This is a genomic window from Paracoccus sp. KR1-242 (genome assembly GCF_049446195.1).
Classification (GTDB): domain Bacteria; phylum Pseudomonadota; class Alphaproteobacteria; order Rhodobacterales; family Rhodobacteraceae; genus Paracoccus; species Paracoccus broussonetiae.
The window spans coordinates 134543-146489 of sequence record NZ_JBMSED010000010.1 but is presented as its reverse complement, the minus strand read 5'-3'; the positions used below and the strand labels follow the sequence as shown (position 1 = coordinate 146489).

The 11947-nt window shown below is 67.3% G+C and carries 11 protein-coding genes; 8 read left to right on the top strand and 3 right to left on the bottom strand.

The features are described 5' to 3' along the window. The 8 genes from ACO2Q4_RS15900 (at position 1) to ACO2Q4_RS15865 (ending at position 7003) form a co-directional block, all read left to right on the top strand. Positions 1-441, top strand: coding sequence for a DUF1775 domain-containing protein (locus tag ACO2Q4_RS15900; protein WP_423320508.1), 441 nt, complete (start codon positions 1-3; stop codon positions 439-441). After that, a complete protein-coding gene (locus tag ACO2Q4_RS15895) occupies positions 438-1967 on the top strand; it encodes a copper resistance protein CopC (RefSeq protein ID WP_423320506.1) in 1530 nt (509 codons plus the stop codon). Before ACO2Q4_RS15900 ends, ACO2Q4_RS15895 begins: the two co-directional genes overlap by 4 nt. Before the next feature lie 159 nt (positions 1968-2126). Continuing rightward, positions 2127-3455 (top strand): LLM class flavin-dependent oxidoreductase, encoded by a 1329-nt coding sequence (locus ACO2Q4_RS15890; protein ID WP_423320504.1) that lies wholly within the window; start codon positions 2127-2129, stop codon positions 3453-3455. 17 nt (positions 3456-3472) lie between these two features. Then, positions 3473-4462: an ABC transporter substrate-binding protein gene (locus tag ACO2Q4_RS15885; RefSeq protein ID WP_423320502.1), complete on the top strand. Its 990-nt coding sequence runs from the start codon at positions 3473-3475 to the stop codon at positions 4460-4462. A 1-nt stretch (position 4463) separates the two neighbouring features. Continuing rightward, positions 4464-5348, top strand: a complete 885-nt coding sequence (locus tag ACO2Q4_RS15880) for an ABC transporter permease subunit (RefSeq protein WP_423320500.1) — start codon at positions 4464-4466, stop codon at positions 5346-5348. Further along, positions 5321-6058, top strand: coding sequence for an ABC transporter ATP-binding protein (locus ACO2Q4_RS15875; protein WP_423320498.1), 738 nt, complete (start codon positions 5321-5323; stop codon positions 6056-6058). Before ACO2Q4_RS15880 ends, ACO2Q4_RS15875 begins: the two co-directional genes overlap by 28 nt. Before the next feature lie 93 nt (positions 6059-6151). Then, positions 6152-6673, top strand: coding sequence for a cupin domain-containing protein (locus tag ACO2Q4_RS15870; protein WP_423320496.1), 522 nt, complete (start codon positions 6152-6154; stop codon positions 6671-6673). 12 nt (positions 6674-6685) lie between these two features. After that, a complete protein-coding gene (locus ACO2Q4_RS15865) occupies positions 6686-7003 on the top strand; it encodes a rhodanese-like domain-containing protein (RefSeq protein ID WP_423320494.1) in 318 nt (105 codons plus the stop codon). Between the two features lie 72 nt (positions 7004-7075). Here ACO2Q4_RS15865 and ACO2Q4_RS15860 read toward each other — a convergent pair whose 3' ends face one another. From ACO2Q4_RS15860 to ACO2Q4_RS15850, 3 genes are read right to left on the bottom strand one after another with little or no spacing between them, the layout of a single operon-like run. After that, positions 7076-9034, bottom strand: coding sequence for a hypothetical protein (locus ACO2Q4_RS15860; RefSeq protein ID WP_423320492.1), 1959 nt, complete (start codon positions 9032-9034; stop codon positions 7076-7078). Between the two features lie 22 nt (positions 9035-9056). Then, entirely contained in the window at positions 9057-10025 is a 969-nt protein-coding gene (locus tag ACO2Q4_RS15855) for an ABC transporter permease (RefSeq protein ID WP_423320490.1), read from the bottom strand. Beyond that, positions 10022-11938 carry a sugar ABC transporter ATP-binding protein gene (locus ACO2Q4_RS15850; RefSeq protein WP_423320488.1) on the bottom strand — a complete coding sequence of 639 codons (1917 nt, stop codon included), beginning with the start codon at positions 11936-11938 and terminating at the stop codon, positions 10022-10024. The genes ACO2Q4_RS15855 and ACO2Q4_RS15850 overlap by 4 nt, the downstream gene beginning before the upstream one ends. Between the last annotated feature and the right edge of the window lie 9 nt (positions 11939-11947).

Below are 11947 nucleotides of genomic sequence, written 5' to 3'. Positions count from 1 at the left end.
ATGAACAATCTCGCGAATGCCGCGCTTGCGGCAGCATTGTCGCTGCTGCCCCTGCCGGGGCTGGCGCATATCCACCTTCAGCCGGAAAGCGCGCAGGCGGGGCAGGTGCTCGACCTGGCGCTGGTGGTGGGCCATGGCTGCGCGGGCGCTTCGACGACCGCCCTGCGCGTCAGCCTGCCTGCGGGCGTAACAGCCGAACCTCTGGCCCAACCCGGTTGGCAGCCCGTGACGGGCAAGGGGGAAATCGGCTGGCAGGGCGGACCGTTGCCTGACCATGACAAGGCACGGTTCGTCCTGCGCGCCACGCTGGCGGCGGATGTCCAGCCGCTGGTCCGCCTGCCGGTGATCCAGACCTGCGGCCAGACCGAGCAGCGCTGGATCGATCCCGAGGCAGGGGATGACCATCCCGCACCGGCGCTGACGGTGTTGCCGGCGAAATGAGCCGCGCCCCCGGTGTCGTGGCGCCGTTTCTGGCGGCGGTCGCGCTGCTTTTGTCGGCGGCCGCGGCGCTGGCCCATGCCAGCCTTGTCGCCTCGGACCCGGCCGAGGGTGCAGTCCTGCCCCAATCTCCCCCCGCCCTGACCCTGCGCTTTACCGAGCCGGTGCGCCCCCTGGTCGCACGGCTGAGCCAGGCCGACGGCAAGACCCTGCTTCTGCCGCAGCCACATGCGGGGGCCGACAGCCTGACCTTTTCCCTGCCGCCTGCGCTGGCGCGGGGAAGCCATCTGTTATCGTGGCGCGTCACCTCGGATGACGGGCATCCGGTCGCTGGGGCGGTCCTGTTCTCGGTCGGGGCGCCCAGTGGCGAGGTTGCGGCCGTGCAGGAGGGGTCCAGCGCGACACAGGCGGGACTTTGGCTTTCCCGCGTGGCGCTGCTGGCGGCGCTGCTGCTTGCGGTTGGAGGCGGCCTGCTGGCGGGAACGCCCAGCCGCTTTCCCCGTCGCATGGCGCTGGCCGGTCTGCTGATCTTGCCGATCCACGCTGGCTTTCGTGGCCTTGACCTGCTGGCGCTGCCACCGGACGCGTTGGCCGAGGGTGCCCCTTGGCGCGAGGCGCTGGCGGGCGCGCCCGGCCTGGCCCTTGCCCTGACCGCCGCCGCGCTGGTCGCGGCCCTGAGGCCGGGGCGCATCGCCGCAGGGATTGCACTGGGGCTGGCCGGACTTGCGGCCGCGACGACCGGCCATGCCGCCACCGCGCCACCGCAGGTGCTGATGCGTCCGACGGTTGCGCTGCATGTCATTGCCGCCGCACTGTGGATTGGCGCGCTGGTGCCGCTGCTGGCCGATCTGGGGCGTGGGCGGGCAGAGGCGCTGGTCGGATTTTCGCGCGGCGTGCCCTGGGTGCTGGCGCTGTTGCTGGGGTCGGGAGGGGCGATTGCGCTGGTCCAGCTTGGCGAACCCGAGGCGCTGTGGACCACGCCATATGGCCGGGTGCTGCTGGTCAAACTGGGGCTGGTCGTCCTGCTGCTGGCGCTGGCTGCGGCAAACCGGTTCTGGCTGACCCCGCGCGCGCTTGGCGGAGATGCGCGCCCCCTGCGCCTCGCCATCGGGGTCGAGCTGCTGCTGGTCCTGCCAGTTCTTGGCGCGGTCGCGCTGTGGCAATTCACCCCGCCGCCGCGCAGCCTGCCGCCCGGTCCCGCCACGGCCGCATGGCAGATGCAAGAAGGCCCGCTGGCGGTGCGGGTCGAAGTCACGCCCCCCCGTGCTGGGATGGTCGCGCTGCGCCTGACCGGCCTTCGGCTGGACGGCCAGCCCATCGACCAGCGCCCGGTCGAGATCGAACTGTCGAAGCCCGCCTATGGCCTTGGCCCCTTTCGACACGAGGTCACGGCCTTGCACGGCAGCGCCGATGGCGGACGGTTCCTGTTGCCGTTGGACGGGTTCTGGGTGCTGCGACTGAAGGTGCTGGTCAGCGATTTCCAAGCCGTCGAACTTTCGGACCTGATCGAGATCGCCCCGGCCCGATGACCACCCCTGGGAATACCAATCCCCTTTGACGGGGCGACATGGCGGTTTCCTTCTCCTTCGGGGGGGAAGTTTGGAATTCATCACGGGGCGCGGGGGGAGTTATCTGGCAGCGGTAAACACGGCAAGAATCATCGTGATTTTCGGCGAAAGGAATGCAGGATGAGCGCGCGTCAGTTGAAACTAGGCTTCATGATGCACGGCAACGGGACCGGTTGGGGCGACTGGCGCCATCCGCGCGCCCATCCGGGCGCATCCACCGATTTCGCCTATTACCGGCGGCAGGCGATCGAGGCGGAGGCGGCGAAGTTCGACTTTTTGTTCGTCGCGGACAGTGTCCACATCACGCCGAAATCCAGCCCCCATTACCTGAACCGGTTCGAGCCGCTGACCATCCTGTCGGCGCTGGCAGCCGTGACCGACCGCATCGGTCTGGTCGGCACCCTGACCGTCAGTTATGCCGAACCCTTCAACGTCGCGCGGCAATTCGGCTCGCTTGATCATATCTCGGGTGGGCGCGCGGGTTGGAACGTGGTGACAAGCTGGCTGGAAGGGTCGGCGCGCAACTATTCCCGCGACAAGCATTTCGACCATGCCACCCGCTATCGCCTTGCGGCCGAGCATCTGGACGTGGTGCAGGGCCTGTGGGATTCCTGGGAAGACGACTCGCTGACCCATGACAAGGCCAGCGGCCAGTTCTTCGACCCGGCCCGGCTGCACCGTCTGGACCATCGCGGCCAGTTCTTCCAGGTCGAAGGCCCGCTGAACCTGTCGCGTTCGCCGCAGGGCCAGCCGGTGATCTTTCAGGCAGGCGCGTCCGAGGATGGCAAGAACTTCGCCGCCGCCCGCTCGGACGCGATCTTCGTGCAGAATGACGACCTGCCATCGGCCAAGGCCTATTATGCCGACGTCAAGCGCCGCGCCGCGGGCTTCGGCCGCGATCCCGACGACCTGTTCGTGCTGCCCGGCCTGCGCCCTGTCATCGGTTCGACCGAGGAAGAGGCCGAGCGCAAGTATCAGGAGTTCATCGCCCTGACCTCGATCGAGGATGCGCTGCTGATCATGGCGCGTTCCTTCAATGAACATGACTTCTCGCAATACGATCTCGACGCGCCTTTCCCGGATGTCGGACGCTTTGCCGAGAATTCGAACCGTTCGACATCCGAGCGGGTGATCCGTCTTGCGCAAGAGGGGAACCTGACCCTGCGCCAGACCGCGCAGCGCTTTGCCACCCCGCGCACCGATTTCGTCGGCACCCCCGAACAGGTCGCCGACTCCTTCCAGCGCTGGTTCCTGGAACCGGCGGCTGATGGCTTTGTCTATAACAACTCGCTGCCCGACGAGCTGTCGGTCTTTGCCGGGACAGTCATCCCCATCCTGCAGGATCGCGGCCTGTTCCGCCGGGAATATGAGGGCACGACCTTCCGAGACCAGCTGGGCCTTGCGAAGCCCGAAAACCGCCATGCCGCCCGCCGCGTCGCGGCCGAGTGACCGAAAGGATTATTCAGATGACCATGACCATGACCATGATCAAGATCACGCGTCGCGCCTTTGCCGGCCTTGCCGCTGCCGCATCGTTTTCGCTGGGACTGCCCGTGCTGGCCCAGGATCTGTCCGGCGTTACCCTGAAGGTCGGCGATCAGGTCGGCGAACAGCGCGCCCGGCTTGAGGCCGCGGGCCTGTTGGACGACCTGCCCTACAAGATCGAATGGTCGGTCTATCCGGCGGCGGTGAACCTGCACGAGGCGCTGAAGGCCGGCGCCATCGATGTCGGCATGTCCGCAGACAGCCCGGCAGTCAGCGCGATAGCCGGTGGATCAAAGATCAGGATCGCCGCCGCCTTCAACAATGGCGGACTTGGCACTTCGATCATCGTGCCGAAAGACAGCCCGATCCAGGACCTTGCCGACCTGAAGGGCAAGACCATCTCGCCCACCACGCGGGGCAGCGTTGCGCATTATCTGACGCTGGGCACACTGAAACAGGCGGGGATCGACCAGAAGGATGTGAAGCTGGCCTTCCTGACGCCCGCCGACGCCTCGGCCGCGTTCCAGTCGGAATCCATCGACGCCTGGGCGATCTGGGGCATCTACAAGGCGCGAAGCATTGGCGTGCTTGGCGCGCGCGAGCTGTTCGACGGGCAGGGGGTCAATACCGGCAACATCGTCTATGCCGTGACCGAACCGGCCCTGGCCGACCCTGCCAAGGTCAAGGCGCTTCAGGATTACCTGGCCCGGATTGACAAGAGCTATCAATGGGCGCGGGACAACAAGGAGGCGTTCCTGACCTTCTATGAAGGCTTCACCAAGCAGGACCGCGCCACGGTCGAGCCACTTTACCCCGAACAGACCGCCTATCAACCGCGCGCCATCGACGACGAGTTCGTGGCGGGGCTTCAGCAGGTCTTCGACACCTGGGTGCAGGCCGGTGTGCTGACGGGGTCGCTGAAACTTGGTGATTACGTCTATCGTGATCTGCCGCGACTGGCACAGAATTAAGATGAGCATCACCGAGATTGCCCGCGGCTATTCCCCCCCGCGCGAGCTTCAATCCCCGACCGGCCCGGCCACGCCTGCCCGGTCCGAACTGGTGCGCCTGACGCCTTCGGCTGCGCGGGCCGGACGTGTGCCGCGCTGGCTGCGCCGTGCCTCGGGGCCGGTGCTGCTGGTGGGGCTGTGGCATCTTGCCTCGGTCACGGGGCTTCTGCCGGCCGAGGTGCTGGCGGGGCCGGGGACGGTCCTGTCCAGCGCCGCCAAGCTGATCGCCAGCGGCGAGCTGCAGGCCGCCATCGTCGTTTCGATGCAGCGCGCGATGACCGGGCTGGCCATTGGCGGCAGCATCGGCGTGCTGCTCGCGATCCTTTCCGGCCTGACCCGTCTGGGCGAGGATCTGGTGGACGCGCCGATGCAGATGCTGCGCACCGTGCCGAACGTGGCGCTGATCCCGCTGCTGATCATCTGGTTCGGCATTGGCGAGGCGCCCAAGATCGCGCTGATCGCGCTGGCGACCGCATTCCCGTTGTATCTGAACGTCTATGCCGGGATCCGTGGCGTCGACCAGTCGCTGATCGAGGCAGGGCGCACACTGGGCCTTGGCCGCCTTGGGCTGGTCCGCCATGTCATCCTGCCTGGCGCGCTGCCCAATGCGTTGGTCGGCCTGCGCTATTCGCTGGGCATCGCGTGGCTGGCACTGGTCTTTGGCGAACAGATCAACGCAACGGCGGGCGTCGGCTATCTGATGGCCAATGCGCGCGAATTCTTCCAGACCGACGTGATTGTCGTCTGCCTTGTGGTCTATGCCTTCCTCGGCCTTGCGGTCGATCTGGTCGTGCGCACGCTTGAAAGGATCTTCCTCGCATGGCGACCCAGCTTCACCGGCGCCTGAGCGCGCCCGCCGCCGTGGCGGTCCACGGCCTATCGCGCAGCTTTGGCGGGCGGCAGGTGATCGACAATCTTGACCTGACCATCCGGCCGGGAGAGTTCGTGGCCCTGCTGGGAGCGTCCGGCTGCGGGAAATCCACGCTGCTGCGGATCTTGGGCGATCTCGATCCCGAATTCTCGGGCGACGTCACGGTCCCGGCCCGCCGCGCCATCGCCTTTCAGGCACCGCGTCTGATGCCGTGGAAACGGGTCTGGACCAATGTGTTGCTGGGCCTGCCCGGTCGCCCCGACCGCGCCCGCGCCCAACGCGCGCTGGATGAGGTCGGGATCGGCCACCGCGCCGACCAATGGCCCAAGGTCCTGTCGGGAGGAGAGGCGCAGCGCGCCTCGCTGGCGCGCGCGCTGGTGCGCGAACCGGACTTGCTGCTGCTGGACGAACCCTTTGCGGCGCTTGACGCGCTGACCCGGCTGAAGGCGCAGGCGCTGGTGGCCGAGTTGTGGCAGCGTCACGGCTGCGCGGTCCTGCTGGTCACGCATGATGTCGAGGAAGCCGTCCTGCTGGCCGACCGCGTGCTGGTCATGAAGGACGGCGTCATCGCCCATCAGCAGGACATCACCCTGCCGCGTCCACGTGATGTAGCCGATCCGGAATTTGCGCGCCTTCGGGGTGATCTGCTGGACTGGCTGGGCGTGCGGGCAGGCGCGGCGCACTGAGATGCGGACTTGCCACGGCGAAGTCTTGAAACCTTAACTGACGCTACAACGAATGGAATATCGCGGTTCCCGGACCGCCGGAAGGAGAGTGAAATGCCCCACGACCACGGCCATGACGGCCACGAGCACCATCATCACGATCACGAGGACGCCCCGCGCTGGAAGTTCGATGGCATCCGCGTGATCAAGGGTGACCAGCTTGACGCGAACACCGCCCAGACCCCCGGCATGTTCCGACAGGCCGCCATCAACCATGCCCGCGTCGGCGCGCAGAAGATCTGGGCCGGGACGGTCGCGATCGAGCCGGACGCCAAGACGGGTGTTCACCATCACGGTCCGCTGGAAAGCGTGATCTATGTCGTGCGCGGCAGGGCCCGACTGCGCTGGGGCGATCGGCTGGAATTCGTGGCCGAGGCAGGGCCCGGCGACTTCATCTATGTCCCGCCCTATGTCCCGCATCAGGAAATAAACGCCGACCCCGATCAGGTGCTGGAATGCGTGCTGGTCCGTTCGGATAACGAGGCCGTCGTGGTCAACATCACCGATGTCGATCCGATCGAGCCGCCCGAGTCCGTTTACTGGGTCGATCCCATCCATTCCGCCCCGAAATCCTGAAGGAGAGAAACCATGGCGAATACCCGCATCACCGCTGCCGAACTGCCCACCGATCTGGCGGGCACCGATCTGCTGATCGACGTGCGCGCACCCAAGGGCCGGGCCGAGAATGGCGAGATCGCCGGCGCCATCATCCTGCCGAAGCCGCTGGTGTCCCAGATCTTTTCGGGCGCCTTCGCCTCGGTGCCGAAAGACGCGCGGATCGTGGTCTTCTGCGGATCAGTCAATGGTTCGGGTCCGGTGGTCGAGACGCTGACCGGACTTGGCTTCACCAACGTCGCGGATGTGGACGGAGGCTTTGCCGCCCTGAAGGAACGCGGCATCGCCTGAGCGCTCAGCACCCCCGACAAGATCAAGGGCCCGGCGCGCTGCCGGGCCCTTGTCGTTCGCCTGCGCGCCTCCTTACGCGGTTCCGAAATCCCCGCAGATCCGCAGCAGGGCATAGGGGCCAATCTCGACCTCCGGTCCCGGCGGCGGCGACAGTTTGTCCATGTGGCCGGGATCGCGCGCCGCGCGCAGGAAGCTGCCGGCGTCCAGCTTGGCCATGCCGGTCGTGCCCGCGGGCAGGCGCAGTGCCAAAGGTGCGCCGGTCAGGTTCGCAAGCCAGATCTCGCCCTCGCGCGTGCCGACGGGGCCATCGACGGCCAGCGCGACCGCGCGCACGGGGTCAGAGATCTCGACCCGTCGCAGCGCCCGGCCGCGCAGCCGCGCCATCGCCCGCAATGGATGGTAAAGCGGGAATACCCCGCCTTCGTCATCATACCAGGGCTGCGGAAACGGGGCAGGCGCATGGACTGCGCCAAAGGCGCCGACCGGCGCGCCAAGCGCGATGGCCGTCGCCCCGCCAAGGGCGAATTCCGCGAAATATCCCAGCGTCCAGGCCGCGCCGAGCAGCCCGCGCTGACGCGGATCGTTGAAGTTCATTGCCTGCCGGATATTGCCGGGATTGTCCTTGGGCGCCGCGCCATAGGGATTCGCCCGCATCCCGATAGCCGACGGCCCGACCGAGAAGGGCAACGGCGTGGCGATGGCGGCGGCGCTGCGCGCGATGGCGGGCAGGGCCTGCAGCGTCTCGATGACCGAGCGGTCGTCCCCAGCATGGACCATGGCCGAAGTGGTGAAGCCGACAAGGTCCAGGCTGTCGATCGGCGGACGCTTCCGGTTCAGCTCGGTAAAATAGCTGAACATCCCGCCGCCGATGCGGCTGTTCGGAAAGGCCGTGCGTGCCGCCTCGGCCAGTGCCGCGGCATCGGGGGCGGGCGGCCAGACACTGCCCGGCAGCGTGCATTTCAGGTCCGGGGCAGGCGATAGCAGCACGGTCGGAAAGCGGACGCCAAGCGCCGCGATGCTGCGGCCAAGCTCGGCGATCTCGTCCCAGAACCCGTCGACATTCACGACCACCACCTCAAGCCAGGGGTCGGCACCCATCATCGCCGCGACGCGAAGCTGGCGGCGCAGGCTTTCCATGTCATGCCCGCGGCGCGGGTCGTGATGGCAGATCAGGTGCGACAGCCCAAGGGCCTTCAGGGGGGCGGGCACGCCAAGGGCGGCGGCCGCATCATCGGGGTCAAGTCCCATGCCAAGCGCCGGCAACGGTCCCTGCTGCGCGCCAAGCGACAGGCACAGCACCGGGTCGGCCGCCGCGCCGCCATCCGCACCCTCGATCGTCACGGTGATGCGCTGCGCGATCTCCTCGGTCGGGGCCAGCGTATAGGGCCAGGGCAAAGCCAGCGGGCGGACATAGGTCTTGTACGAGGCGTCGGTCCAGTTCCGCTGGTCCTCCATCTCATAGGTGTCGCCTTCCATCAGGCAGGTGACGCGGTGTTTCTGGGGCGAGACATGGGCCAGCGCGCGCAGGTTCATCATTGGCTGGACCGGGTCGATGATGCGGGGAAAGCGCCCTTCCTCGACCTGACCATCGGCATGGGTGATGGTGACCGGGCTGCCAGAGATGCCCGCGATCGGGTGCAGGATCACGAAGCCGGTGCGGTTTGTCAGGAAAGGGCTTTCGGCGGCCCCTGTCGCCTCGAATACCAGTGTCCCGTCGGCGTTCCCGGTGATCCGCGCGCGATAGGAAAAGGCCTGCGCATCATCCGCGGCACGGGCGGCATAGCTGACGGTGAAGCTGTCCGGGCCTTCGGAGATGTCCAGCGCGGTGATCTCGGGATTGTAGGTGCCCCAGTCCTTGTCCCGCACGATATAGGACACGGCGCGCAGCACCTCGGCCCCGCGATAACGGATATAGCGCAGGTTCCCGGCCTCAAGCTCGGCGCTGAGGGGGCCCGCGCGCAGCAGGCGCGGCGGGGGCACGCTTTCCTCGGTCCCGAACAGGCGAAGGGCGGGTGTGGGATCTTGGGTCATGGTCGTTCCTTTTCCACCCGGTTCAATGGGTCGAGCGCCAGTTGAAAAGCCGCTCGGCCAGCAGCGCAAGGATGATGATCGAGCCGATGGCCGATCCCTGCCAGAAGGGCGAGACGCCCAGCAGGTTCAGCCCGTTGCGGATCATCACCATGATCAGTACCCCGATCAGCGTCCCGATGATCGAGCCGCGGCCACCCGCAAGGCTGGCCCCGCCGATGACGACGGCGGCGATGGCATCCAGTTCCATCTGGTTGCCGGCCAGCGGATCGGCGGACAGGATCTGCGCGATCGAGAAGGTGATCGCCACCGCGGCCAGCGCGCCCGAGATGACATAGGGCAGGATGGAATAGGCCAGCACGTTCAACCCGGCCGCCCGCGCCGCCTCGCGGTTCGAGCCGACGGCATAGATGGTGCGCCCGCCCTTGGTATAGGTCAGGTAGCTCCATGCGGCGAGGTAAAGCAGCAGCAGGAAGATGACATTGGCCGGGATGCTCAGGACGGTGGTATAGACGATCCCCGACAGCGCGTCCGGAATCCCCGAGATCGCCGTCTGCCCCGAGAAGATATAGGCAAGGCTCCGCCCGATCGCCATCATCCCCAGCGTGACGACAAATGGCGCAAGGCCGAAGAACGCGACCAGCACGCCGGAAACCAGCCCGATGAACGCGCCCGAGGCGACGGCGGCAAGGATCGCGACCGGGATCGGCAGGTCGCGCAGTGCCAATCCCAGGATGATCCCGGTCAGCCCCGCGACCGAGCCAACCGAAAGATCGATTCCGCCGGTCAGGATCACGAAGGTCATGCCGACCGCGACGATGCCGATCACCACCGACTGGTCGAGGATGTTGAAGATGTTGTTCTGCGTCAGGAAATAGGGCGACAGCAGCGACAGCCCCACCGCGATCAACAGGGCAAGGCCCAGCATCCTGACCTCAAGGCTGCGGGCCAGTCGCCGGATGCCTGCCGGTCGGTTCACGCTTGCGTCGCTCATGCGGCGTCTCCTTCTGCGTGGGTGTCGGTTTGCCAGTCGCGGGTCAGGGCGCGGATCTGCGCGGCATCGGGCAGGGCCTTGCCGGGCGCGACGGTCAGCCCCAGCCAGCCAAGGTCATGGCCGCGCGCGTTCCTCAGCGCGACCATCAGCGTGCGAAGGCCACTCTCCGGCTCGGTCCGGATCGTTTCTTCCCGCGCGGCCAAGGCGTTGGGGATGCCGGTTTCGGTGTTCCGCCGCGCCTCGCCCGCGCGCAGGCTCAGCGGGGGCGCGTCCTGCGCCTCGGCCGCACCCAGGCAGATCAGGGACTGGTCCTCCAGCAGCGCCCACCAGGCGAAGGCGTTGTAATCCCGCGCCAGCGTCTCAAGCAGCGCGCGGTTCTGCCGGGTCGAGGTGCGGGGTGCGGCCAGCAAGGTCAGCTTTTCCTCGGTCAGGATCGAGGTCGGCAGGTCCGCAATGGTCATGCCGTCGCTCATCACCACGACGCGTTCGGTCACGCCCAGCAATTCCTCGAAATCGGAAGAGATGATGACGACGGCCACGCCCTGATCCGCAATGTCGCGCAGGATGCGGTAGATGGCGCTGCGGGTGCCGATGTCGACGCCCTTGGTCGGCTCGTCCAGGATCAGCACCTCGGGGTCGATCAGCAACCAGCGCGCGATGATGACCTTTTGCTGCATCCCGCCCGAGAATGTCAGCAGGCTGGCATCCATGCGGTCCGGCGGCAGGCCCAGTTCCGACAGAAGCCGGGCCACGCGCGCCTGTCGCGAACGATAGCCAAGGCCAAAGCCGCGATGCCGACCCAGATGCGCCAGCATCAGGTTTTCGCGCACGCTGAGATCGGGGACGATGTTCTGGGCGCGCCGATCCTCGGTCACGAAGCCGATGCCTTGTCGGATGGCGTCGATGGGGCGCCGGATCGCAATTTCGCGCCCGTTCAGGCGGATGCTGCCGCCATCGCGCGGGCGCATGGCGAAGATTGCCTCCATCGCCTCGGACCGGCCCGCGCCGATCAGCCCGCCGATGCCCAGGATCTCGCCCTTGCGGACGGTGAAGCTGACATCGCGGACCAGCGGACGGGCGGACAGGTTCGAAACCTCCAGCACCGGCGCGCCCGCTGCCACGGCGCGGTCAAGGCCGGGCGTCGCATAGATCGCGCCAAGTTCGCGCCCGACCATGTGCCGGATGATGTCGGCCTGCGTCAGCCGCGCGGTTTCCAGGCTGGCGGCGACGGTGCGCCCCTCGCGCAGGATGGTGACGCGGTCGGTGATCGAGAACACCTCTTCAAGCCGGTGCGAGACGAAAATCAGCGCATGGCCCGCGTCCCGCAGGCGGCCGATGATGTCGAACAGGTGCTGGACCTCGGCCGGGGACAACGAGGCGGTGGGTTCGTCGAAGATCATCAGGTCGGCGTTCAGCGCCAGCGCCTTTGCGATCTCGACCAGCTGGCGCTGTGCCGCGGACAGGCTGCGCACCTCGGCATCCAGCGGCAAGGCTTGTTCGCGTCCCAGTCGGGCAAGGATCGCGGTCGCGCGGCGGCGCAGATCGGGAAAGGAAAGCCGCCCCGCACGGCCCAGTTCCGGCAGGAAGATGTTTTCCAGCACCGTCAGGTCCGGGGCCAGGCAGGTTTCCTGCGCCACCAGCGCAATCCCGCAATCCAGCGCCTCGCGCGTCGAACGTGGCGACAGCGGCGCACCGCGATACAGAAGTTCGCCGCCGTCGCGGGCGACATGGCCGCAGATGATCCGCGACAGGCTGGACTTGCCGGCGCCATTCGCGCCCAGCAGGCCGTGGACCTCGCCGGGGCGCACCTCAAGGCTGGCATCCGACAGGGCCTGTGTGCTGCCAAAGCGTTTCGACACGCTTCTGGCGACCAGCGCAGGCGGGGCATCCGCCGGGAAAAGCGGGTTCGTCATCCGATGGGG

Coding starts and splice junctions, on each gene's coding strand:
- ACO2Q4_RS15900 (WP_423320508.1), top strand. CDS start 1: ATGAACAATCTCGCGAATGCCGCGCTTGCGGCAGCATTGTCGCTGCTG.
- ACO2Q4_RS15895 (WP_423320506.1), top strand. CDS start 438: ATGAGCCGCGCCCCCGGTGTCGTGGCGCCGTTTCTGGCGGCGGTCGCG.
- ACO2Q4_RS15890 (WP_423320504.1), top strand. CDS start 2,127: ATGAGCGCGCGTCAGTTGAAACTAGGCTTCATGATGCACGGCAACGGG.
- ACO2Q4_RS15885 (WP_423320502.1), top strand. CDS start 3,473: ATGACCATGACCATGACCATGATCAAGATCACGCGTCGCGCCTTTGCC.
- ACO2Q4_RS15880 (WP_423320500.1), top strand. CDS start 4,464: ATGAGCATCACCGAGATTGCCCGCGGCTATTCCCCCCCGCGCGAGCTT.
- ACO2Q4_RS15875 (WP_423320498.1), top strand. CDS start 5,321: ATGGCGACCCAGCTTCACCGGCGCCTGAGCGCGCCCGCCGCCGTGGCG.
- ACO2Q4_RS15870 (WP_423320496.1), top strand. CDS start 6,152: ATGCCCCACGACCACGGCCATGACGGCCACGAGCACCATCATCACGAT.
- ACO2Q4_RS15865 (WP_423320494.1), top strand. CDS start 6,686: ATGGCGAATACCCGCATCACCGCTGCCGAACTGCCCACCGATCTGGCG.
- ACO2Q4_RS15860 (WP_423320492.1), bottom strand. CDS start 9,034: ATGACCCAAGATCCCACACCCGCCCTTCGCCTGTTCGGGACCGAGGAA.
- ACO2Q4_RS15855 (WP_423320490.1), bottom strand. CDS start 10,025: ATGAGCGACGCAAGCGTGAACCGACCGGCAGGCATCCGGCGACTGGCC.
- ACO2Q4_RS15850 (WP_423320488.1), bottom strand. CDS start 11,938: ATGACGAACCCGCTTTTCCCGGCGGATGCCCCGCCTGCGCTGGTCGCC.